Annotated in this window: 24 protein-coding genes; 14 read left to right on the top strand and 10 right to left on the bottom strand. The window is 72.2% G+C overall.

Going from position 1 to position 21814, the window contains the following annotated elements; all coding sequences use genetic code 11:
* Positions 1–11 precede the first annotated feature (11 nt).
* Together ACZ5UI_RS10615 and ACZ5UI_RS10610 are read right to left on the bottom strand one after the other, a co-directional pair.
* The gene (locus tag ACZ5UI_RS10615; RefSeq protein WP_464197035.1) at positions 12–1457 is read right to left on the bottom strand and encodes an MFS transporter; all 1446 of its coding nucleotides are present in this window, start codon (positions 1455–1457) and stop codon (positions 12–14) included.
* Between the two features lie 79 nt (positions 1458–1536).
* Entirely contained in the window at positions 1537–2424 is an 888-nt protein-coding gene (locus ACZ5UI_RS10610) for a hypothetical protein (protein WP_464197033.1), read from the bottom strand.
* Positions 2425–2512: 88 nt separating this feature from the next.
* Here ACZ5UI_RS10610 and ACZ5UI_RS10605 point away from each other — a divergent pair, with 88 nt between their 5' ends.
* The 6 genes from ACZ5UI_RS10605 to ACZ5UI_RS10580 all read left to right on the top strand — a co-directional run bounded on the left by ACZ5UI_RS10605 (position 2513) and on the right by ACZ5UI_RS10580 (position 7334).
* Positions 2513–2659 carry a hypothetical protein gene (locus tag ACZ5UI_RS10605; RefSeq protein ID WP_464197031.1) on the top strand — a complete coding sequence of 49 codons (147 nt, stop codon included), beginning with the start codon at positions 2513–2515 and terminating at the stop codon, positions 2657–2659.
* 4 nt (positions 2660–2663) lie between these two features.
* Entirely contained in the window at positions 2664–3833 is a 1170-nt protein-coding gene (gene aroC / locus ACZ5UI_RS10600; protein ID WP_464197029.1) for a chorismate synthase, read from the top strand.
* Positions 3815–5356 (top strand): bifunctional shikimate kinase/3-dehydroquinate synthase, encoded by a 1542-nt coding sequence (locus ACZ5UI_RS10595; RefSeq protein ID WP_464197027.1) that lies wholly within the window; start codon positions 3815–3817, stop codon positions 5354–5356. Before aroC ends, ACZ5UI_RS10595 begins: the two co-directional genes overlap by 19 nt.
* A complete protein-coding gene (locus ACZ5UI_RS10590) occupies positions 5353–5793 on the top strand; it encodes a type II 3-dehydroquinate dehydratase (protein ID WP_464197025.1) in 441 nt (146 codons plus the stop codon). The genes ACZ5UI_RS10595 and ACZ5UI_RS10590 overlap by 4 nt, the downstream gene beginning before the upstream one ends.
* The gene (locus tag ACZ5UI_RS10585) at positions 5790–6866 is read left to right on the top strand and encodes a M24 family metallopeptidase (RefSeq protein WP_464197023.1); all 1077 of its coding nucleotides are present in this window, start codon (positions 5790–5792) and stop codon (positions 6864–6866) included. Before ACZ5UI_RS10590 ends, ACZ5UI_RS10585 begins: the two co-directional genes overlap by 4 nt.
* A gap of 84 nt (positions 6867–6950) precedes the next feature.
* Positions 6951–7334 (top strand): hypothetical protein, encoded by a 384-nt coding sequence (locus ACZ5UI_RS10580; RefSeq protein ID WP_464197021.1) that lies wholly within the window; start codon positions 6951–6953, stop codon positions 7332–7334.
* A 6-nt stretch (positions 7335–7340) separates the two neighbouring features.
* On the opposite strand, the gene ACZ5UI_RS10575 is transcribed toward ACZ5UI_RS10580, so the two are convergent.
* Positions 7341–7640: a hypothetical protein gene (locus ACZ5UI_RS10575; RefSeq protein WP_464197019.1), complete on the bottom strand. Its 300-nt coding sequence runs from the start codon at positions 7638–7640 to the stop codon at positions 7341–7343.
* A gap of 78 nt (positions 7641–7718) precedes the next feature.
* Here ACZ5UI_RS10575 and ACZ5UI_RS10570 point away from each other — a divergent pair, with 78 nt between their 5' ends.
* Positions 7719–8375 (top strand): response regulator transcription factor, encoded by a 657-nt coding sequence (locus ACZ5UI_RS10570; RefSeq protein WP_464197017.1) that lies wholly within the window; start codon positions 7719–7721, stop codon positions 8373–8375.
* Here the strand turns inward: ACZ5UI_RS10570 and ACZ5UI_RS10565 are convergent.
* Genes ACZ5UI_RS10565 through ACZ5UI_RS10555 form a run of 3 tightly spaced genes read right to left on the bottom strand, consistent with a single transcriptional unit; the run spans position 8353 to position 12053 of the window.
* Positions 8353–9342 (bottom strand): sensor histidine kinase, encoded by a 990-nt coding sequence (locus tag ACZ5UI_RS10565; protein ID WP_464197015.1) that lies wholly within the window; start codon positions 9340–9342, stop codon positions 8353–8355. The genes ACZ5UI_RS10570 and ACZ5UI_RS10565 overlap by 23 nt on opposite strands.
* Before the next feature lie 36 nt (positions 9343–9378).
* Positions 9379–10332: an aldo/keto reductase gene (locus tag ACZ5UI_RS10560; protein WP_464197013.1), complete on the bottom strand. Its 954-nt coding sequence runs from the start codon at positions 10330–10332 to the stop codon at positions 9379–9381.
* A gap of 41 nt (positions 10333–10373) precedes the next feature.
* Positions 10374–12053: an FAD-binding protein gene (locus tag ACZ5UI_RS10555; protein ID WP_464197011.1), complete on the bottom strand. Its 1680-nt coding sequence runs from the start codon at positions 12051–12053 to the stop codon at positions 10374–10376.
* Between the two features lie 42 nt (positions 12054–12095).
* Here ACZ5UI_RS10555 and ACZ5UI_RS10550 point away from each other — a divergent pair, with 42 nt between their 5' ends.
* From ACZ5UI_RS10550 to ACZ5UI_RS10535, 4 genes are read left to right on the top strand one after another with little or no spacing between them, the layout of a single operon-like run.
* Positions 12096–13175, top strand: a complete 1080-nt coding sequence (locus ACZ5UI_RS10550; RefSeq protein ID WP_464197009.1) for a ResA-like WAxxUGC motif-containing protein — start codon at positions 12096–12098, stop codon at positions 13173–13175.
* A gap of 3 nt (positions 13176–13178) precedes the next feature.
* Positions 13179–13946: a TatD family hydrolase gene (locus ACZ5UI_RS10545; protein ID WP_464197007.1), complete on the top strand. Its 768-nt coding sequence runs from the start codon at positions 13179–13181 to the stop codon at positions 13944–13946.
* Positions 13943–14863 carry an SMP-30/gluconolactonase/LRE family protein gene (locus ACZ5UI_RS10540; RefSeq protein WP_464197005.1) on the top strand — a complete coding sequence of 307 codons (921 nt, stop codon included), beginning with the start codon at positions 13943–13945 and terminating at the stop codon, positions 14861–14863. The genes ACZ5UI_RS10545 and ACZ5UI_RS10540 overlap by 4 nt, the downstream gene beginning before the upstream one ends.
* Before the next feature lie 30 nt (positions 14864–14893).
* Positions 14894–15364, top strand: coding sequence for a nuclear transport factor 2 family protein (locus ACZ5UI_RS10535; protein ID WP_464197003.1), 471 nt, complete (start codon positions 14894–14896; stop codon positions 15362–15364).
* A 6-nt stretch (positions 15365–15370) separates the two neighbouring features.
* Here the strand turns inward: ACZ5UI_RS10535 and ACZ5UI_RS10530 are convergent, their stop codons facing one another.
* From ACZ5UI_RS10530 to ACZ5UI_RS10515, 4 genes are read right to left on the bottom strand one after another with little or no spacing between them, the layout of a single operon-like run.
* On the bottom strand, positions 15371–16654 hold the full coding sequence (locus tag ACZ5UI_RS10530) for a cytochrome P450 (RefSeq protein ID WP_464197001.1): 1284 nt from the start codon (positions 16652–16654) through the stop codon (positions 15371–15373).
* Positions 16655–16683: 29 nt separating this feature from the next.
* Positions 16684–17151, bottom strand: coding sequence for a nuclear transport factor 2 family protein (locus ACZ5UI_RS10525; protein ID WP_464196999.1), 468 nt, complete (start codon positions 17149–17151; stop codon positions 16684–16686).
* A gap of 2 nt (positions 17152–17153) precedes the next feature.
* A complete protein-coding gene (locus tag ACZ5UI_RS10520) occupies positions 17154–18830 on the bottom strand; it encodes an FAD-dependent oxidoreductase (protein WP_464196997.1) in 1677 nt (558 codons plus the stop codon).
* A complete protein-coding gene (locus tag ACZ5UI_RS10515) occupies positions 18830–19579 on the bottom strand; it encodes an SDR family NAD(P)-dependent oxidoreductase (protein WP_464196995.1) in 750 nt (249 codons plus the stop codon). Before ACZ5UI_RS10515 ends, ACZ5UI_RS10520 begins: the two co-directional genes overlap by 1 nt.
* A 108-nt stretch (positions 19580–19687) precedes the next feature.
* Here ACZ5UI_RS10515 and ACZ5UI_RS10510 point away from each other — a divergent pair, with 108 nt between their 5' ends.
* The 3 genes from ACZ5UI_RS10510 to ACZ5UI_RS10500 are packed head-to-tail and all read left to right on the top strand — an operon-like array spanning position 19688 to position 21799.
* Positions 19688–20581 (top strand): hypothetical protein, encoded by an 894-nt coding sequence (locus ACZ5UI_RS10510; RefSeq protein WP_464196993.1) that lies wholly within the window; start codon positions 19688–19690, stop codon positions 20579–20581.
* On the top strand, positions 20571–21374 hold the full coding sequence (locus tag ACZ5UI_RS10505) for an enoyl-CoA hydratase/isomerase family protein (protein WP_464196991.1): 804 nt from the start codon (positions 20571–20573) through the stop codon (positions 21372–21374). The genes ACZ5UI_RS10510 and ACZ5UI_RS10505 overlap by 11 nt, the downstream gene beginning before the upstream one ends.
* Positions 21371–21799 carry a nuclear transport factor 2 family protein gene (locus ACZ5UI_RS10500; protein ID WP_464196989.1) on the top strand — a complete coding sequence of 143 codons (429 nt, stop codon included), beginning with the start codon at positions 21371–21373 and terminating at the stop codon, positions 21797–21799. The genes ACZ5UI_RS10505 and ACZ5UI_RS10500 overlap by 4 nt, the downstream gene beginning before the upstream one ends.
* The last annotated feature ends 15 nt before the right edge of the window (positions 21800–21814 follow it).

Here is a 21814-nt window from a genome sequence, read left to right as displayed (position 1 = left end):
GCCCCCTCAGGCTACGCGCCCGCCGGCACCGCCTCGGCCTGCTCGATGGCCTCCTGGGAGGGGCGCACGAGCAGGAACGCGACGACCGCCCCGACCAGCGCGAAGCCCGCCCCGATGGTGAAGGCCAGCTGGAACCCGTCGACCGCCGCGACGCCCGGTGCGTCACCGTCGGTCAGCGCGTTGGCCGTCTGGGTGGCGGCCAGCGTCGAGAGGATCGCCAGGCCGAGGGCGCCGCCCACCTGCTGCGACGTGTTCAGCAGCCCCGAGGCCAGGCCCGACTCCTGCGGCGTGACCCCGGCGGTGGCCGCCAGCGTGCCGCTGACGAAGAACAGCCCGAGGCCCCCGCCGACGATGATCGACGGTCCGAGCACGTCGGCCAGGTAGCTGCCGTCGGCCGACACCTGCGTCAGCCAGGCCAGGCCGACCGCGGTCAGCACGAAGCCGGCGGTCAGCGTGGTGCGTACGCCGATCTTGCCCACCAGCGACGAGGCCGCGCCGGCCGCGATGAAGATCGTCACCGCGAGCGGCAGGTACTGGAAGCCGGTGCGCATCGCCGACGCGCCCAGCACCTGCTGCATGTACAGCGACAGGAAGTAGAACATCGCGATCAGCGCCGCCGAGCCGAGCATCGCGGTGCCGTTGGCGGCCGCCCGCGTCACGTCGCTGAGGATCCCCAGCCGGACGAGCGGGTGGCGGGCCATCGTCTCGCGGACCACGAAGGCCACGAGCAGCCCCACGGCGACGATGAACCCGACGATCGTGCGGCCCGAGCCCCAGCCGTGCTCGACGGTGTTGACCAGCGTGAAGATGAGCAGCGCCAGCCCGGCGGTGGCGGTCAGCGCACCGGCCACGTCGAAGCCCTCGCGATCGGCCTCGGCGCGCGACTCGGCCAGCAGCGGCGTCGAGCCGAAGAAGATCAGCGCCGTCACCGGCACGTTGATGAAGAAGACCCACTCCCAGCCGACCGCGTCGGTCAGGACGCCGCCCAGCAGCGAGCCGACGGCGCCACCGGCGCCGGCGACCGCGCCCCACACGCTGAGCGCCTTGTTGCGCTCGGTGCCCTCGGCGAAGGTGGTCATGACGATCGACAGCGCGGCGGGCGAGATGATCGCCGCACCGAGGCCCTGGACCGCGCGGGCGGCGATCAGCATGCCCTCGGTCTGCGACAGGCCGGCGGCCAGCGAGGCGACGCCGAACAGGACGGTGCCGATCATGAAGACCCGCCGGCGACCGAACAGGTCCGCGGCCCGGCCACCGAGCAGCAGGAAGCCGCCGAAGGTCAGCGTGTAGGCGTTGACGACCCACTGCAGGTTGGCGTCGGAGAAGTGCAGGTCGGACTGGATGTGCGGCAGGGCGACGTTGACCACGGTCGCGTCGAGGACGACCAGGAACTGCGCGCCCGCCAGGAGGACCAGCGCCAGCCAGCGGCGGTCACGTGCGGTCGATGCTGAGGTCACAGCGAACGGAACCTTTCGAGAAGCTCAATGCTTGAACTCCTCAAGTATTTCACAGGACGCGGTCAGACGTCGTGCGGGTTCACCCGGTCTTCACGACCTCGAAGTCCGAGCCCCGCAGCTGCTTGAGGGTGTTGAGCTGGTCGTCGTCCCAGTGCGGCGAGGGCGCGCCGGTGACGAACCAGTCGCTGCCGTTGTCGGCCACGAGCATGCCGTAGCGCTGCAGCGCGACGAGCACGATGCGCGCCTGCGTCGGGTACCTGGACACGTCGAACGAGCCCTTCAGGCGGAAGCGCATGCCCATCGGCGGGAGGTTCGGATCGCTCAGCGACGAGGCGAAGTGGCGCGCCGGGAACACGAACGCGTTGCGCGTCTGCGCCACGGTGAAGCGCAGGGCGTGGTCGATCGATCCCTTCCTGACGTCATCCCAGCGGGCCAGCCCCGGGAGGATCGGCAGGCCGGCCGCGTCGGCCGACGTCCAGCCCTTCGGGCGCAGCTTGTTGGAGCGCAGGTTCCAGATGGCGCCGCTGCCCGCCTGCCAGCTCGCGCCGCCGTTGGACGTCGATGCCGCGAACAGCTCGTACAGGCGGCACGCGTCGCGATCGACGACCAGCGCGTGGCTGTCGGAGCCGTTCTCCAGCGGGACGTTGGGCGGGATCGGATACGGCCCCTTGTCGGACTCGTCGGCGTACTCGAACGAGACCGGCACCTTGCGCTGCGCCTTGGACACCGTGGTGAACGGGATGCCGTACTGCGTGCCGAAGTCCGGGTGCAGCGGCTCGTCGGCGCCGATCGTCGAGACGATCGCATCGCTGCGCGGATCGATCGCCAATCGGTCGACGCGTTGGTTCCAGGCATTGCTCGACGGGAAGATCGGACACCGGGGCGCGCCGAGCAGCGAGTGCGCGTCCGCGACCCCGCAGATGGCCGCCAGGAACACTGCCGTGAGGACCCCGATGCGCGCTGCCATGGTGGGCAAGGTACCCTCGCCCGCGGCAATGGCCACAGAAACCACCCCCACCGAAGTGCCCTGCTCCGCCTGTCGCGGGACCGGGCGCGTGATCTCCAACCTGGGCGGAACGCGCAGCGAGATCCCCTGTCCATGGTGCGAAGGCGGTGGCAAGCGGCTCCCCAGCGATCACGACGCGCAGGCCGCGCGCCGCGCGACGCCCGGCGACGAAGACCCACCCGACCAGGCCGCGTGAGCGGATGACCCAGCTTCGTCTGATCACGTCCGGCGAGTCGCACGGGCCCGGCCTGACGACGATCGTCGAGGGCCTGCCCGCCGGCCTGGAGCTCGATCGCGACGCGCTCAACGCCGACATGGCCCGTCGTCAGCTCGGCCACGGCCGCGGCGGGCGCATGAAGATCGAGAAGGACAGCGCCGAGGTGACCGCCGGCGTGCGCCATGGCCAGACGATGGGCGGCCCGGTCGCGCTGTGGGTGGTCAACCGCGACTACCAGAACTGGGAAGAGCGGATGAACCCCTGGCCGGTCGAGGCCGAGGTCAAGGAGGTCCACCTCCCGCGTCCCGGGCACGCCGACCTGGTCGGCACCTGGAAGTTCGGCCACACCGACGTGCGCAACGTCCTCGAGCGGGCCAGCGCCCGCGAGACCGCCGCGCGCGTGGCCGGCGGCGGCCTGGCCAAGGCGTTCCTGCGCGCGGTCGGCGTCGAGGTGCTCAGCCACGTCGTGCAGATCGGCCCGATCCACTCGCGCGTGCGGCCCGAGAGCCCCGCGGACTTCGCCGGCGTCGACGACGACCCGGTGCGCTGCCTGGACCCCGACGCCGCGGCTGAGATGGTCCAGCACATCAACGTGCAGCGGAAGGCCAACGAGTCGATCGGTGGCGTCTTCGAGGTGCGCGCGTTCGGCCTGGCGCCCGGCCTGGGCTCGAGCGTCTCCTGGGAGGAGCGCCTCGACGGCCGCCTGGCCCAGGCGATCTGCTCGATCCAGGCGGTCAAGGGCGTCGCGTTCGGCGACGGCTTCGCCCTGCCGGCCACGCCGGGCTCGCAGGCCCACGACGAGATCTTCTACAGCGAGGAACGCGGCTACTACCGCGAGACCAACCACGCGGGCGGTCTCGAGGGCGGCATGACCACCGGCGAGCCGCTGATCATCCAGGGCGCGCTGAAGCCGATCCCCACCCTGACCAAGCCGCTGCGCTCGGTCGACACCGCCACCCGCGAGCCCGCCCAGGCGCTGCGCGAGCGCACCGACTCGTCGGTCGTGCCCGCCGGCGGCGTCGTCGGCGAGGCGATGATCGCCTTCGTGCTGGCCGACGCCTACCGGCGCAAGTTCGGCGGTGACCACATCGACGACGTGCGCGAGGCGGTGCGCGCCTACGAGGAGCGCATCGGGTGGAAGCGTCGCTCGTAGGTCGCCCGGGGCGCGCGCTCGTCTTCATCGGCTTCATGGGCGCCGGCAAGTCGTCGGCGGCCCGCGAGGCGGCGACCGCGCTGGGCGTGCGCGCGATCGACGTCGACAAGCTCGTCGAGCTGCGTCTGGGCTGCACGATCGAGCAGGCCTTCGAGTCGGTGGGCGAGGCAGGCTTCCGCGCGGAGGAGGAGCGCGCCTGCGTCGAGACGCTCGAAGCGGCCGGCGCCGGTGACGTCGTCGCGCTGGGCGGCGGGGCGATCCTCTCGGAGGCCACTCGCGCCGCGCTGGCCCGCCACACGACGGTGCTCGTGGACATCGACCTGCAGACCGCCTGGTCGCGCGCCCACGGCCGCGGTCGCCCGCTGGCCCGCGATCGCGCGTCGTTCGCGCAGCGCTACGCCGACCGCGAGCCGCTGTACCGCGCGCTGGCCGACGCGATCATCCCCGGCCGCGAGCGGGGCACGGCGCGCCGCGCGCTGCCCTGGCTGACCACGCTGCCCGACGGCGTGCGGCTGCTGTGGGCCAACGCCCGTTCGGGCAGCTATCCGGTCCTGGTCGGCCGGTCCGCGCTGGCCGCGGACCCGTGGCCGGCGCCCGGCCGGCGCTTCCTGGTCACCGACACCTCCGTCGGGCCGCTGCACGCCGCGCGTCTGCAACCGGTCGACGCGGAGATCCTGATCGCGCCGGGCGAGGAGCACAAGACGCTGGCCACGGTCGAGTCGATCGCCCGGCGGCTGGCCGGCGCGGGCGCCGCCGGTGACGACCACGTCGTGGCGCTGGGCGGCGGTGTGGTCGGCGACGTGGCCGGCTTCGTCGCCGCCAGCTACCAGCGGGGCATCCCGGTCGTGCAGGTGCCGACGACGCTGGTGGCCCAGGTCGACTCCGCGTACGGCGGCAAGACCGGCGTCGACCTGCCCGAGGGCAAGAACTACGTCGGGGCCTACCACCAGCCGTCGGGCGTGCTCGTCGACGTGCACCTGCTCGAGACGCTGCCCGAGGCCGAGCGCGCCGCGGGGCGGGCCGAGGTCATCAAGACCGCGCTGATCTCCGGCGGGCGGCTGTGGGAGCGGGTGGCCGCCGGCCACTTCGACGACGAGGAGACCGTGCTGGACTGCGCGCGCACGAAGCTGTCGGTGGTCGCCGCCGACGAGCGCGACGGTGGACGGCGCCAGGTGCTGAACCTGGGGCACACGGTCGGGCACGCGCTGGAGACGGCGACGGGCTACGGCACGCTGCGCCACGGCGAGGCCGTCGGCCTGGGGCTGCTGGCCGCGCTGCGGCTGTCCGACCAGGGCGACCTGCGCGACGAGGTCCAGGAGCTGCTGCGGCAGGCCGGGCTGCCGACGACGCTGGGTGTCGCGGCCGACGAGGAGGCGGTGATCGCCGCGCTGGGACGGGACAAGAAGCGCCGCGGCGGGCGCGTCCCGTTCGTGCTGGTCGGCGCGGTGGGCGACGTGCGCGAGGGCCAGCCGGTCGAGGAAGCCGCCGTGCGGGCCGCCGTGGCAGAGTTGTCGGCGCGATGAGCGGCAAGCGCGTCGAGATCATGCACGGCGTCAACCTCGACCAGCTCGGGCGGCGCAACCCCGAGCACTACGGCGGGCTGACGTTCGACCAGCTCGAGCAGCGCATCAGCGAGTTCGGCCGCGAGCTGGGGCTGACGACGCGCTTCTTCCAGACCAACCACGAGGGGCGCTTCGTCGAGCACCTGCACGGGCTGGAGGGCGTCAGCGACGCGATCGTGCTGAACCCCGGCGCGTGGACGCACTACTCGTGGGCGATCCGCGACGCGTTGGAGATCGCCGCGCTGCCCTCGGTCGAGGTGCACCTGTCGGACGTGATGGCCCGCGAGGAGTGGCGCCAGCTGTCGGTCGTGCGGGATCTGTGTGTGACCACCGTGAGTGGGCAGGGCGTCGACGGCTACCGCGTGGCGCTGGAACGGTTGAGCGAGGAGCTGGGATGAGTCACGAGGCACGCGAGGCGCAGCTGGACGAGCTGGTGCGCGAGCACGAGCTCGACGCGCTGCTGATCACCGACCTGATCAACGTGCGCTGGGCCACCGGCTTCACCGGCTCGTCGGGCGCCGCGGTGATCGGGCCAGGCGTGCGCACGTTCGTGACCGACTTCCGCTACCTGACCCAGTCCGCGGACCAGGTCCCGGGCTTCCATCGCGAGATCGCCCGGTCGGACCTGCTGGCCGGCGTGGCCGCGACGCTGAAGGACGGCCCGGTGCGCCTGGGCTTCGACGACGCCTCGATGAGCGTCAAGTCGCATGCGCACCTGGCCGAGCTGGTCGGGCCGGAGGTGCGGCTGATCGAGGCCGGCGGGCTGGTCGAGGAGCTGCGCGCGGTCAAGGACGCCGACGAGGTGGAGAAGATCCGGGCCGCCGCTCAGCTGGCCGACGCTGCGCTGGAGATCGTGCTGTCGCGCGGCCTGGCCGGGCGCACCGAGCGCGAGGTGGCGCTGGACCTGGAGATCGAGATGCGCCGGCTGGGCGCCGAGTCGGTCTCGTTCCCGCCGATCATCGCCGCCGGCGAGCACGGCGCGCTTCCGCACGCCTCACCGCGCGACGTGGTGATCCCCGAGGGCACGCTCGTCGTGATCGACTGGGGCTGCAAGCTGGACGGGTACTGCAGCGACTGCACCCGCACGTACGCGACCGGCGAGCTCGACGTGCGCGACCGCGAGGTCTACGACCTCGTGCTCGAGGCCCAGGAGGCCGCGCTGGCCGCGGTGCGCCCGGGGCCCACGGGCCGGGCCATCGACGCGGTCGCCCGCGACATCATCGACGCCGCCGGCCACGCCGAGCACTTCGGCCACGGGCTGGGCCACGGCGTCGGCCTCGACATCCACGAGGGCCCACGCCTGTCCACCACCGGCGAGACGGCCCTGACGGCGGGCATGATCGTCACCGTCGAGCCCGGCGTCTACGTGCCCGGCGCGGTCGGCACCCGCATCGAGGACCTCGTCGTCGTCACCGAGGACGGCCACGAGGTCCTGTCGACGCTGCCCAAGGCGCTGACCGTCATCTCGTAGCCGCGCGATCTCGCGCGTGTTCTGACGCGCTTTCCGCGCTGACTGGTGTAGCGCTGTCACAGCATTGCCGGAAGGCTGCGGGTCATGGGACGACACCGAGACCGATACGGGGCGATCATCCACCCCGAGGATCCGAAGTGGGCGCCGCTGATGATGCTGGTCGGCCCCGAGGCGCTGCGCTACTTCGAGTTTCTGCTGAAGATCGAGCCCGACGACGTCGAGCTGTGGGTCTACCGCCACTACGTCGCTGGTGGCTTCTACCTGTACCTCGAGGAGGACGCCCGGCCGTGGACCTACACGTATCCGGACGGAGAGGACTACGTGCCTGCCGCATCCGCCGTTGAGGCCCTGGCCAAAGGTTGGGGCGGCCGGTGGATCGAGGGCGCCGACGCCGACGAGATCGCCGCCCACGCAGCAGCGGTCGAGCGCGCCGAGCGGCTCGACGCGATGGGGTTCTGGGCCGACTGAGCGGCGTCAGGCGTGGTCGCGCCGCCGGGGCGGCCGGCTGAGCGCCGGCTCGCCCGGCCAGTGGCCGTGGGCGTCGAAGAAGGTGCGGGCGTCCTGCTCGGCGTCGCGCTCGTGGTCGCCGTTGACGCCGATGCGGTGGAGGACGTTGAGCAGCCAGATCGAGAGGCCGGCGCCGATGATGCCGGCGGCGCCCTCCAGCGAGGTCAGCGTCGGGCTGAGGACGACGGCGAGGATGCCGCTGACGACGACCACGGCGGGGAGCACGTAGCGGACCAGGATGAGGGTGGTGGATGAGGGCTCGCGCATGGTGCCTTCCATGGTGGCGCGGCCGGGGTGGCGTTTCGTGGGGGAAAACCCGAAGATCGCGCCGGTAGCGTGGGCGGCGTGCGCGTGCTGATCGCCGAGGACCAGGTGCTCCTGCGCCGCGGCATCGCGCGGCTGCTGGAGGACGCGGGGATGGAGGTCGTCGCGCAGGCCGGGGATGCGGTCGACGCGCTGCGCAAGGCCCGCGCGCATCGGCCCGACGTGGCGATCGTCGACGTGCAGATGCCGCCCGACAACACCGACGACGGCCTGCGGGCGGCGATCACCATGCGGGCCGAGCTGCCGGACATGGGCGTCCTCGTGCTGTCGCAGTTCCTCGAGGAGCGCTACGCGCTGGAGCTGATCGGCGACGACGCCGACGGGGTCGGCTACCTGCTCAAGGACCGGGTGATCGACGTGGATGCCTTCGTGGAGGCCGTGCGCCGGGTCGCCGGCGGCGGGTCGGCGCTCGATCCCGAGGTGGTGGCGCGGATGGTCGGCCGCCGCCGCCGCGCCGATCCCTTCGAGGCGCTGACGCCGCGCGAGCGCGAGGTGCTGTCGCTGATGGCCGAGGGGAAGTCCAACCGCGGGATCGCCGACGAGCTCGTCGTCTCGCCCGACACGGTCGAGAAGCACGCGACCGCGATCTTCCACAAGCTCGGGCTGGGCGGCGAGCCGAGCGAGCACCGGCGGGTGCTGGCGGTGTTGACGCTGCTCAGAGCGGGAGGGTCGCGCTGAGGCGCGTCGGACCGCCGGGCGGCGAGTCGACCGCGAAGGTGCCGCCGAGGGCCTGGACCCGGTCGCCCAGACCGGCCAGCCCGGAGCCGGCGGCGGCGGCGACGGCGCCGCCCCGGCCGTCGTCGGTCACGGTCACGCGCAGCGCCCGGGCGTCGGCGCGGACGACGATCGTGGCTTCGGTCGCGTGCGCGTGCTTGGCGACGTTGGTCAGGGCCTCGGCCGCGACGAAGTAGGCGGCGGCCTCGACCGGCGCGGGCCAGCGGTCGGCCGGCGCGTCGATGTCGACGGCCACCGGTGCGCGGGCGGCCAGCGAGTCCAGCGCCGCCGCCAGGCCCCGGCTGGTCAGGATCGGCGGGTGGATGCCGGCGGCGAGCTCGCGCAGCTCCTCGATCGCCGCGCGGGTCTCGCTCAGCGACTCGGCCAGCAGCGCCCGAGCCTGGGCCGGGTCGGCGTCCAGGCGCCCGAGCGCGCGCTGGGTGTTCATGGCCACGTGCACCAGCCGCTGCTGGGCGCCGTCGTGGATGTCGCGGCCGATGCGCCGCCGCTCGGCGTCGGCGGCGGCGACCGCCCGGGCGCCGGCCTGCGCACGCGTGGTGTCGTGGAAGACCACGACGGCGCCGCGCCCGTCGGGGCTGTCGACGGGCGCGCTGGAGTAGGCGACGGGCACCAGCGAGCCATCCCGCCGCACGAACCAGTCCTGCTCGACCCGGACGGTCTCGCCGGTCACGCGCGGCGCGAGGAGCGGGCACTCGTCCTCGGGGAACGGCGTGCCGTCGGGCCGGGTGTGGTGGATCGTCGCGTGGCTGGGGCGGCCCAGCAGCTCGTCCTCACGCTCGTAGCCGAGGATGTGCAGGCCGGCCGCGTTGACGAAGCGCACCGTGCCGTCGGCGTCGACCAGGTAGACGGCATCGGCCAGGCTGGCCAGCAGCGCGGAGAGCAGGTCGGGCGGCGCGGGCGTGGCGGCCATGCGCGGTCGTCGGGGCAGCCGAACGGCGCGATCGCCCTAGCGGCCGATCGCGTCCAGCCGCGCCAGCTGCTCCTCGTCCAGCCGCTCCAGCAGCGCCGGCGCGGCGGCGTTCTCGGCCACCTGCTCTGGTCGCGTCGCCCCGAACAGCACCGTGGCCACCGTCGGGTTGTTGAGCGCCCAGGCGATGGCCAGTGCCGCCGGTGTCGCATCGACCTCGTCGGCCAGCGCCTGCAGGTCGTGCGCGGCCTGCAGCGCGGACTCCCACTGCTCGTCGCCCGCCTCGCCGGCCATCCGCCCGGACGCCAGCCCGCCGCGCGTGTACTTGCCGCTCAGCAGGCCGCCGGCCAGCGTGTAGGACGCGGTGACGCTTGCGTCGCACAGCTCCAGCGCGGCCACCATGTCGGCCCCTTCGACCCAGTCGCGGTGCACGAGGCTGTAGGGCAGCTGCACCAGGCACGGCGTCTCGATGTCGTTGGCCAGCGCGATCCGGCCCGCCTCGGCCAGCCGATCGGCGGGCCAGTTGACGATGCCCCAGGCGCGGATGCGGCCCTCGTCCAGGAGCGCGCCGATCTGCTCCACCACGCGCTCGAGCGGCAGATCGGCCGGCGGCGGATCGGAGTAGAGCAGGTCGACCGCTTCCAGTCCGGTCCGCTCCAGCGACGCCGCCAGCTCCTCGGCCGCCGTCTGGTCGGGCCAGAACTCCCACCACAGCTTCTCGGCCACGATCACGTCGCCCCGCTTTGCGGCGTACGCGCTGCGCGCGAACACCTCGCCGAACACGACCTCGGAGTAGCCGGTCGGGGTCGGCGCCTCACCGGTGGTGTCGTTGTACCGGGCGATCTCCAGGAAGTCGATGCCGGCCGCACGCGCAGCGTCGAGCACGGCGACGCCCTGCTCGCGCGGGATGCGCTCGTACGTCTGCCATGACCCGAGCGCGAGCGCGGAGACCTCGAGGCCGGACGCGCCGGCGGGGCGATGGGGGAGGGACATGACGGCATCATCGCCCACCGACGCGACGCTTGGACCGGCGGTTACACCTCGGCGGCGAGGGCGGCGGGCGCCTGCCAGCCCAGGACCGCGTTCGCGGCGTGTGTCGCCGCGATGTAGCCCCACGTCAGGCCGCGCGTGTTCGCCGTCCCGCTGTGGAAGTAGCCACCGAGGTCTCGGTAGGCCATCGCGTTGCCGGCGGCGTAGAGGCTCTCGATCGGCTCGCCGTCCTCGTCGACGATGCGGGCGTGCTGGTCGCACACGAGCCCGGCAGCGGTGAGCGAGCCGCCGGTCGTCTGCGTCAGGCGCACGCCGTAGAACGGCGGCTCGTCGACGGGCCCCAGACAATGGTTGGGCTCGGCGTACATGTCGCCGTACTGGATGCTGGCCCAGAGGTTCTCGCCGCGACCGAACTCCGGATCGTGACCCTCGCGCGCAGCGACGTTGAAGCGCGTCACCGTCTCCTCGAGCGCGTCCGCGTCCACGCCGAGCAGCCGGGCCAGCTCGGCGATCGTCGGGGCCTGCACGAAGCAGCCGGCGATCGGCTCACCAGGCGCGGCGCGGCCCACCGCGTACTTCCGCCGGTACTGACTGTCGAAGACCCCGAACGCCGGCCAGTTGAGCGGCAGCCCCTCGGCATCGAACATCCGCGCACCGATGCTGCGGGTGCCGAAGCCGGGCACATCGTCCTCGCAGCCGAAGCGGCGACCGGCCTGGTTGACGACCATCGCGTGCGGGAAGGCACCCCAGAAGACCTGCATGCGCGGCGCGGGATCGCCACCGAAGCCGGCCGGTTCGACGAAACACCCGAGGCTGTGCCGCGGGAACGTGCGCGTCACGGGGCGCAGGTGCTGGAGCAGCTCGAAGTGGTCGCCGGTGACCGTTGGCGGCGCCGACGAGCCCTGCGACGTGCGCTTGTCGAACCGTTCGACGAGCTCAGGGTTCCAGTCGTATCCGCCGGTGGCGATGAGCACGCCCCGCGCGGCCGGGATCTCCTGGCGCTCGCCGTCGATCTGGGCGATGACGCCCGTCGCCCGCCGACCCTCGGTCAGCACCGCCTCGACGTCGACGTCCGTGAGGACGGGAATGCCGCGCTGGTGGATCGCGATGGCCAGGTACGCGCCGAGCGCGGAGCCCTGCTGACGGAGCGCAGGCCCGTTGGCGGTGGCGCTCGGGTCGGGGTGCCACTTGTAGCGGTGCGCCCGGCCACCCATCTGCCAGTTGATCTCCTCGTTGGTGTAGAGGTGCGTCCGCGGGCTGTGCCGGACCAGGTCGCTCCAGGCTTCGGGGAGGAGGGCGGGATCGAAGGGCTCGAGCTCGATGCACCGGCCGCGCTCGAGCGATCCCGGGAGCTCGGGCCACCGGTTGTCGGGGTCGTTGAACAGACGCCAGCGCACGCCCGCCGCTTCGTAGTACGCGAACACCTCCGGTGCCGTCCGGCAGAGGACCTCGAGCAGGCGGTCGTCGTGTGTGCCGCCGGAGAACGCCCGCAGGTAGGTGAACCCGTCGCGCCACGTGTCCTCGATCCCGGCGCTCGCGGCCAGGTGGTTGCCCGCGCACCACTGGTATCCGGAGGACTGAGCACCCGTGCCACCGAGCTGGCCGGACTTCTCGAGGACGACGGTGGAGAGGCCGAGATCGTGCGCGCGAATCGCCGCGGCCAGCCCACCCAGGCCGCCGCCGACGACGACGAAGTCGTGCGGCTGCATCGGGGTCACGTCCATTGCCCTCTCCGTCGTCATGCTAACCCTGATATTAATACTCCAATGGTACTGGATCAGCGGTCAGCTCCCCGGCACGAGCTCACGAACCTCTGGGGCTGGGAGGTCAAGCCTGAGGGCGCCTGCAAGGCGGATCAATGCGTGCCGCTTCCCCAGCGCGACGACGACCGGGTCGATGTCATCGACCTGGCCGAACGGATCGGCATGGCCGTCGCGCACGATGAGCAGCAGGGCCTGTGGGCCGTCGGCCCGGTGGGCGGCGGCCGCTTCCTGGAGACGGCGGTGTGCCCCGACATCGTCCTGCCAGACCTGGACGGCAACCCGTTCGCGCTCTCCTCGCTGCGTGGCCGCAAGGTGCTGCTCGTCACCTGGGCCTCCTGGTGCGGTTGCCGTCACGATCTGCCCGGCTGGCAGGAGCTGTACGAGGAGCTCGGACCTCAGGGGCTGACGATCGTCACGGTTTCGATGGACAGCGGCGGTCCCGACGGTCCGCGCCCGTACCACGAGATCGCCGGGACGACGCATCCCGCGTTGATCGACACCTGGCACGTGCTCGACGCGCTGCTCGGCGTCGTGAACGTGCCCAACGGCGTCTGGATCGACGAGGAGGGGGTGCTCGTTCGGCCCGTCGAGCCCGCCGCGCCGCAGCCGATGGTCGAGGCGCTCAAGCACGTCAACTACGACGAGAGCATCCCGGCGCGCGTCCACGAGATGCTCGCGGAGTCGCACAAGATCCGCCTGTACTCCGAGCAGTACATCCCAGCGCTGCGCGACTGGGTGCAGCGGGGCGCCGACAGCGAGTACGCGCTCGATCCGGATGAGGTCGTCCGGCGCTCGCAGCCGCGGGACGCGGACGTGGCGCTGGCCGCCGCCAGCTTCGAGCTCGGCGAGCACCTCTACAAGGCCGGCCAAACGGAGGCGGCGGTCCGCTGGTTCCGCGACGCCCACCGACTGCAGCCGGACAACTGGACCTACCGGCGGCAGGCCTGGTACTACGCCGATCCGGTTCGCATCGGCCCGAACGTGGACGAGGGCAAGGAGGACGAGTGGCCCTATGAGGGCGACTGGCTCACCGACGCCAAGAAGATCGGCGTGGAGAACTACTACCCGCCGTTGGACATGTAGCCCATGGCGAGCCCGATCACGGACACGCACGTCCACCTCGACCGCTTCGACGACACGGAAGCGGTCGTGGATCGCGCGCGCGTCCAGGGCGTGACCATGTTCCACGTGACGTTCCTGCCGTCGGACTACCTCGCCCGGCGCGACCGCTTCGCCGATCAGGCCGACATCGTCGTGGGGCTCGGATTTCACCCGATGGCCTCGCGCGGGTTCTTCCCGTGGCAGCCGCACATCGACCTCGACGCCGAGATCGAGCTGGTCCCGACGCTCGCCGCCGACGCGACGTGGATCGGCGAGATCGGCCTGGACCACACGCCGGACGGGGCGCCGTTCCGCGAGCGCCAGGAGCAGATGCTGTCCGCGGTCCTCGGGTCGCCCACCGTGCCCGACAAGTTCATGACGGTGCACACGCGGGATGCCGAGCGGGAGGCCGTCGACCGGCTCGCCGCGGCTGGGGTGACGCGGGCCGCCATCCACGGCAACGGCTTCACCGGGGACGTCGAGCGCCTGCAGTACGTGCTCGACGCCGGATACTCGTTCTCGATCGTGCCGTCGATGTTCCACGACGACCATGGGCGCGCGCTGGTGGCGGCGCTGCCCCCGGAGCGCACGCTGCTGGAGACCGACGGACCGTTCGGCATCGTCGACGCACGCGCGCTGGAGCCGCGCGACGTCACGACCGGCCTGGCCCCGCTCGCCGACGCGTGGGGGACCGACGAGGACGGCGTCCGCCGCCAGCTGGCCGACAACCTCGCCCGCCTGATCACGTGGTGAACGTCGTCGCACCCGGCGCTGAGCTCGAGCTGGTCGCGGACGGCTTCGGCTTCACCGAAGGACCCGTCTGGCACGAGGACGGATCGCTGTTCTTCACCGACACGGGGCGCGACGCGATCATTCGCTGGCACCCGGACACCGGCGCCCAGGACTGGCGGCGGCCGGCGCAGATCCCGGCCGGCCTGACCCGCGACCCGCAGGGCCGGCTGATCTGCTGCGAGCAGTCGACGAGCGCGCTCACCCGGTTCGAGCGCGACGGCACGCGCACCGTCCTGGCCTCGCACTTCGAGGGCAAGGAGCTCAACAGCCCCAACGACGTCGTCTGCCGCTCGGACGGCACGCTCTACTTCACCGACCCGCCGGCCGGACGCGCGCTGCCCCACGGGCGGATCCGCGACACCGACCGCGAGCTGCACTTCCAGGGGGTCTTCCTCCTGCGGCCGGGAGCGACCGAGCCCGAGCTGCTGCTCGACGACATGGCGCTGCCGAACGGGCTGTGCTTCTCGCCCGACGAGTCGATCCTCTACGTCAACGACACGCTGCGCATCCAGATCGTCGCCTGCGACGTCGCGCCCGACGGCCGCCTGTCGGGCCGGCGCGTCTACTTCCAGCAGCCCGGGCCCCCGCCGGACGGCGCCGCGCTGGGGCGGGAGCTTGCCCAGACGGGCCGCATCGCCCGCGGGCTGCCCGACGGCCAGTGCGCCGACGCCCGCGGCAACGTGTACTGCGGCGGGCCGGGCGGCGTCTGGGTCACCGATCCGGCCGGCGGGCACATCGCCACGATCGAGGTGCCGGCGTTCGTCGGCAACCTCGCCTTCGGGGGCGCCGACTGGCGCTCGCTCTTCATCTGCGCGACGAGCGAGGTGTACCGCCTACGGCTCGACGTCGAGGGCGCGCCGCCCGCCTACCCGCGCTGACCCGGACCCACCACGACAGGAGCACGCCCCATGACGGGATGGACGCTGGAGCAGCTGAGCGACCGCCGCGAGATCGAGGATCTCCTGATCCGCTACGCGATGTCGCTGGACGCGCGCGACTGGGCGACGCTCGACACGGTCTTCCTGCCCGATGCCGTGGCGACGCTCGGGAACTACGAGTGCCTCAACCGCGAGGAGATCGTGGCGACGTGCCGGCGGGCCCTCAGCGGCCTGACCTGCTCACAGCACATCGTCACGAACTTCACCGCGACCGTCGACGGCGACACGGCCACGTCGCGCTGCTACCTGCACGCCCAGCACAACCACCTGCAGGCGTTCGGCGACCCCAACTTCATCGTGGCCGGCACGTATGCCGACGAGCTCGTCCGGACCGCCGAGGGCTGGCGCATCGCCAAGCGCCACCTGAAGGTGATCTGGGTCGACGGCAACGCCGGGCTCATGGACCAGGCGATCGCCGCCTGGACCGAGAGCCAGCGCTGACGCTGCCTACCACTCCACGATCACGGCGGCGGGCGCCGGGGTGATCAGGTTCGGCACCCACTCGATGTCCGGCTGCGCGAGCCGCAGACCCGGCAGGCGGGTGACGAGCTGCTCGAGGGCGATCTGGCCCTCCAGCCGGGCCAGCGGCGCGCCGATGCAGAAGTGCGTCCAGGCACCGAAGCCCAGGTGGTCGCTGATGTGCTTGCGGTTCAGGTCGAAGCGGTCCGCGTCCTCGTACTTGGCCTCGTCGAGGTTCGCCGAGGAGACCATCCAGTACAGGCGGGCGCCCTTCGGGAGGGCCACGCCGCCGAGCTCGCAGTCGCACGTCGTCTTGCGGTTGAGGCCGCGGATGGGGCCGCGGAACCGCAGGGTCTCCTCGACCGCGTTGCCGATCAGCTCCGGGTCGGCGCAGACCGCCTCCCAGCGCGAGCGCTCCGACAGCAGCAGGTAGACCATCTGCGAGAGCATGATCGCGGTCGTGTCGGTGCCCGCGACGATGAACGCGTGCATGTTCGCCGTGATCTCCTCGTCCGTCAGCGACGGCGAGCCGTCGTCGCTGACCGACAGGATGAGGTCGGAGATCATGTCGTCCTGCGGGCGCGCGCGGCGCTCCTCGATGAGCGACTTCGTGTACTGGTCGGAGTCGAGCAGTCCCTCCCAGATCTCGACGAGCTTCTCGTGCGGGATCCCGGGCTCGCCCAGGAGCGAGAAGAAGCTGTCGGTCCAGTAGCGGAACTTGTCGGCCGCCTCGGGCGGGAAGCCGAGGATCATCGCCATGACCTGGATCGGGATCGGGTTGGAGTAGTCGGTGACCAGATCGGCGCGGCCCTTGTCGATGAAGTCGTCGATGAGCGCGTCCGCGATGGCGCGGACCTCGTCGATGCGGTGCCGCACGCGCTTGGGCGTGAACGCCGGCTGCATCAGCTTGCGCAGCCGCGTGTGAACCGGCGGGTCGAACTGCGCGACGTTCTCCAGGTCCGGGTACGGGCAGCCGGGCGGGATCGTGATCTCGTCGGGGACCGGGTTGATCATGTGGATCGCGTCGGCGCTCGAGAAGGTCTTCGTGTCGCGGAGCATCTCGCGCACGTCCTCGTGGCGGGTCACTGCCCACATGTCGACCTCCGGCATGTAGAACACCGGCTGCTCGGCACGGGCCTTGGCCAGCACCGGCCAGGGGTCGACGACGTGATCCGCGGCCATCGGGTTGAAGTCCCACATCGGGCAGCCCGACGCTCGTGCCTCCGCCGCTCGCTGCTCGACCACGGCGGTATGTGACGTCTCCTCCGGCATGCGATCTCTCCTGTGGTCGGTGAAGGGGCTCAGGCCTGGTCGCCCGGCGCGTACGCGTCGAGGAAGACGAGGGGGTTGGAGTACTCGAGGATGCGCACGATGCGACCGTCCTCGACACGGGCGCGCGCGATGTACTCGTTGCGGTAGATCCGGTCGGTCGGGATCGCGCGGGCGTCTCCGCGGTACTGGGCGACGAGCTCGGCGGGATCCTCGAGCGTCGAGATCTGGATCGAGTGGAAGCTCAGTGGCGTGACCACCGAGGGCGCGGCCGCCAGGAACTCCATGACGGCGGCCTTGCCGGCGACCGCGGCCGGGATGCCCGGAGGGGTGTACCCGAGCTGCCAGTCGACGTCGGGGTCGAGCGTTGCGGCGATCCCTTCCAGGTCGAGGACGCTCCAGGCATCGAGGTAGCGCTGCACGACGGCGACGTTGGCCTGTCGCAGCTCGGTCGCTTCGAGGTCGGTGGGCACGTCGGTCGCTCCTTCGGTTCGGGACATCGCTACTCGGTTGCCGCGGCGGCCGCGGGGGCGTCGGCGCCGACACGGCGGGCGGCGTCACGTCCGGCGAGGTAGCCGAAGACCATGGCCGGGCCGAGCGTGCCGCCGGCGCCGCCGTAGGTCATGCCCATGGGGGAGGCCATCGCGTTGCCTGCGGCGTAGAGGCCGGGGATCCGGTCGCCGTCGACGTCGAGCACGGCGCCGTCGGCGTCGGTCAGCGGGCCGCCCTTCGTGCCCAGCGCGCCGCTCTTGACCTCGACGGCGTAGTACGGGCCGCCTTCGAGCGGTCCGAGGGTGGGTGCGGCCGTGCCGTCCCGCCGGTCCGGATCGCCGTACCAGCGATCGAAGATGCCCGCGCCGCGGCCGAAGTCGGGGTCGTGCCCGTCGCGCACGTGCGCGTTGAAGCGCTCCACGGTCTCCTCGAGCGCATCGGCGGGCATGCCGATCGTCTCCGCGAGCCCGGCCAGCGTCTCGGACGAGATCACCCAGTCCGGCGCCGTGAGCTCCTCGCGCTCGATGCCGGAGCCGCCGGTGATGTCCCCGGCCATGCCGTACTTCGACAGGAACTCCTGGTTGAAGATCATCCAGCACGGCAGGTTGCGGTAGACGCCGAGCGTCGTGTCCTGCTCGTGGAACGCCGCGCCGAACGCGTTGTAGTTCGCCGCCTCGTTGGTGAACCGCCGGCCGGACCGGTTGACCATGATCGAGCCCGGGAACGTGCGCTCGGCGGTCAGGAGCTGACGGCCCAGCGACACGACGTCCTCGGGGACGTCGATCACGGGCATCCACCACGCCTCGCGCATGTTGCCGAGCATCGCTCCCGCCCGCATGGCCATGCGCAGGCCGTCGCCGGTGTTCGTCGACACCGACACCGGGTGCGTCAGCGGGCCGCGCAGGAAGGACCGCTTCAGGTCGTCGTCCCACTCGAAGCCGCCGGTGGCCAGCACCACGCTGCCGGCCCGCACGGTCGTCGGCCCGTCGGCGGTCTCGAACACGACCCCGGTGACGGCGCCGTCCTCCATCACCAGCTCCACGGCGCGGTGACCGGTGTGCACCTCGACGCCGAGGTCGAGGCAGCCGCGGAGGAGCCGGCCGACGAGCGCCAGCCCGAGCCCGCGCTCGTCCTGGTCGATCCGCCGCTGCTTGATCTCCGCCGGGATCTCCTGCGCCACCGGTTGGCCGAGGGTCGTCTCGCCGACGGTGAAGTGGACGTCCGGGAAGTACGGCGAGCCCTGGACCCGATCGCGCCATTCGCCGAGCTCGCCGAAGGGGTACGGCTCGCACTCCAGGGTGCGGCCGCCGCTGGACGCCGCGCCGGGCTGCTCGGGGTGGAAGTCGGGGAAGTCGGGGACGCAGCTCCACGCGACCGGCGTGTGCTCCTCGAGAAACCGGGTCATCTCGGGGCCCGCGTCCACATACGTGGTGATGATCTCGTCGGAGAGCATGTCGTTGGACAGGGCGCGCAAGTAGGTCAGCGCGGCCTCACGACTGTCCCGGCGCTCCGCCGGCCGATACGGGTTTGCCGGGATCCAGACCATGCCGCCTGACCACGCCGTCGTGCCGCCGACCAGTTCGCCCTTCTCGAACAGGCCGACACGAGCACCACAGGCGGCCGCCGTCGCCGCAGCGGTCAGTCCAGCGGCCCCGGTTCCGAGGACGATCGTGTCGAGCGTGGGCATCACAGCTTCGCCACCTCTCCGCCGTCGATGACGTAGGTGGCGCCGGTGACGAAGCGCGAGAGCGGCGAGGCCAGGTAGGCGACGAGCGGGCCGAACTCCTCGGGGTCGGCCATGCGCCGCGCCGGGATCTTGCGCACGCGGGCGGCCAGCAGCTCCTCCGAGGAAGTGACCTCCGATTGCGCGTCGGTCGAGAACGCGCCGGGCGCGATCGCGTTGACCTGGATGTCGTAGCGCGCCCACTCGGAGGCCAGCGCCTCGGTGAAGCGGACGAGTGCGCCCTTGGAGGTCGAGTAGGCGACCAGCCTCGGCTTGCCCCGCAGGCCGGAGGTCGACACGATGTTGATCACCTTGCCGCCGCCGTGTTCCTTGAAGATCTGTCCGGCCGCGTGGGCGAGCACCGCGGGCGCGGTGACGTTGACGGCCAGGACCTCGCTCCAGACGTCGAAGTCCTGCTCCATGAAGGCCGCGGCCGGGGCGATGCCCGCGTTGTTGACGACGACGTCGAGCCGGCCGAACCGGTCGACGGCGGCCTGCGCGAGCCCGGCGACCTGCGCGGGGTCGCGCATGTCGCACTCCACCGCGGCGATGCGGTCCGGATTCGTGGCCTGGAGCGACGCGAGGTGATCCACGCTGCGCCCGGCGCCGAGCACGTACATGCCCTCGGCCGCGAGCGTCGCCGCGGCGGCCCGTCCGAGCCCGCGGCTCGCACCGGTGACGACGGCAACCTTGTCCTGCAACCCCAGGTCCATGCTCGGCCTCCGCTCCTCTCAGACGTTGCGGAGGGATTCTCCGCCAAGGCCCTCCGACGATCTAGTATAACTAGAATGCTAGATAGATGAGGGAGGAGGACGAGGGCCATGAGCACGTACCCGACGATCACCGTCGCCGGCATGCGCGACGACACGATCCAGTCCGTCGTGCACGAGAGCGACCGGGGCCGCATCGTCGCGCTGAACACCGCGTATGACGTTGCCGAGGCCAACCGCGGCCGCGACGTCACCGTGAACGCCTCCTACAGCGGCGTCCTGCCCGCCCGCTTCGTGGCCGAGCATGCGCCGCGCGGCACGATCGGCGTCGACTGCGCGATCGGCAAGGACGGCGCCGGCATCGCCGGCCTGTGGTACCTCGAGGCGCTGGGCATCCCCGCCGCGGCCGCCGACGTCCAGACGCTGGAGCTCGGCAACGGCGTCGACATGTACGAGACCGGCGTGGTCGCCGTCGTCAACGAGCCGGCCCGCAGCTGCGGCGTCGAGCCGGGCATGACCGTGCGCGAGGCCGCGCTCGCGCTGCTGCAGCGCGATCCCGTCGCGCTGGCCGCCGCCGAGGTCACCAACCGGACGGTGATGGCCCAGGGCCGCAACGGCCAGGTCGTCTGCACCGACTCGATCGCCTTCGGGCTGCCCGAGGACCGCGAGCGCAACGTGCTCTGCACGGCTGGACACACCGGGGTCCCCGCCGCCTACTACCTGCGGCGCTACCGACCGCGGGGCTTCATCTGCTCCGACGGCGGCAAGGGCAAGAACGACGCCGGCATCGCCGCGCTGGCCATGGTCGAGACGGACGGCCTGGCCGGCGCCACCGTCGACGCGCGGACCGCGCGCATGGGGGACGGCCTGAGCACCTATCACGACGGCATCATCAGCGCCGCGAACGCGCCCGCGCTCGCGCGCGGGGTGCGCATCGGGCAGCCTGCGGCCGAGGCGGCGATGCTCCTCCTCGACGGCGACGAGCCGGTCCGCGATGCTGGCTGACACGCCCTCGATCCGCGTCGACGAGCGGCAGGACGGGGTCGCCCTCGCCACGCTCGACCGACCCGACCGGATGAACGCGCTGACGTTCGCGATGTTCGACGAGATCGACGAGCTGTGCGCGCGCGTGGAGGCGGACGATCGCATCCGCGTGCTCGTGCTGACCGGCGCCGGACGCGGCTTCTGCTCGGGCCTGGACCTGGACGCGGCCGACCAGCTGTCGGGCATGACCGCCGAGGAGATGCTCGCCGGCCAGGAGGGCTGGGCGCGGGGCATCACCGCGCTCTGTCGGCTCACCAAGCCGGTGATCGCGGCCGTCAACGGTGCAGCGGCGGGCGCCGGCTTCTCGCTCGCGCTCGCCGCCGACGTGCGCATCGCGAGCACGCAGGCGCGCTTCAACGCCGCGTTCGTGCGGATCGGCCTGTCGGGCGGCGACTGTGGCTCGTCGTGGCTGCTGCCCCGGATCGTCGGCCTTGGCCATGCGGCCGAGATCCTGCTCACCGGGCGGCTGATCGACGCGGCGGACGCCGCCCGCGTCGGGCTGGTCAACCGCGTCGTGTCGCCGGACGAGCTGGTGCCCGCGGCGCTCGCGCTCGGCGCCGAGATGGCGGCGAACAGCCCGTTCGGACTGCGTCTGACCAAGCAGGTGCTGCACGTCAACGTCGACGCGCCCTCGCTCGATGCGGCGCTCGAGCTGGAGAACCGCAACCAGGTCCTGGCCACCCGCACGCCTGACATGGCCGAGGCGCTCGCGGCGTTCCGCGAGAAGCGGGTTCCGGAGTTCGGTCGGCGGTGAGCGTCGTGGACCCTGTCGAGCGGCTCCTGGCCGAGTCGGAGATCACCCGCGTGCTGGCCACGTACGCCCGCGGCGTCGACCGCCGCGACATGGACCTCGTGGCCAGTTGCTACCACCCCGATGCGCTGGAGGATCGCGGCAGCTTCACGGGCGGCGTCGGCGATTTCGTGCGGTGGCTGGACACCGCGCTGGGCCGCATGGAGGGGGCGTGGCACCTCATCGGCGTGCCGCTGATCGAGCTCGACGGCGACCGCGCCGACGTCGAGACCTACTGCCTGGGATGGCATCGCCTCCCGGCCGCCGGGGACACGCCGCCGACGGAGCGCACGGTCCCGTGCCGGTACCTGGACCGCTTCGAGCGTCGGGACGGGAGCTGGCTGATCGCCAGCCGCAGGGTCGCCTACGAGGCCTTCCCGGGCCACTGAACCGCAGATCGCCAG

It is taken from the genome of Conexibacter sp. JCM 18997 (assembly GCF_055391915.1).
The sequence above is the reverse complement of the archived record's forward strand: the minus strand, read 5'-3'. Positions and strand labels throughout refer to the sequence as shown.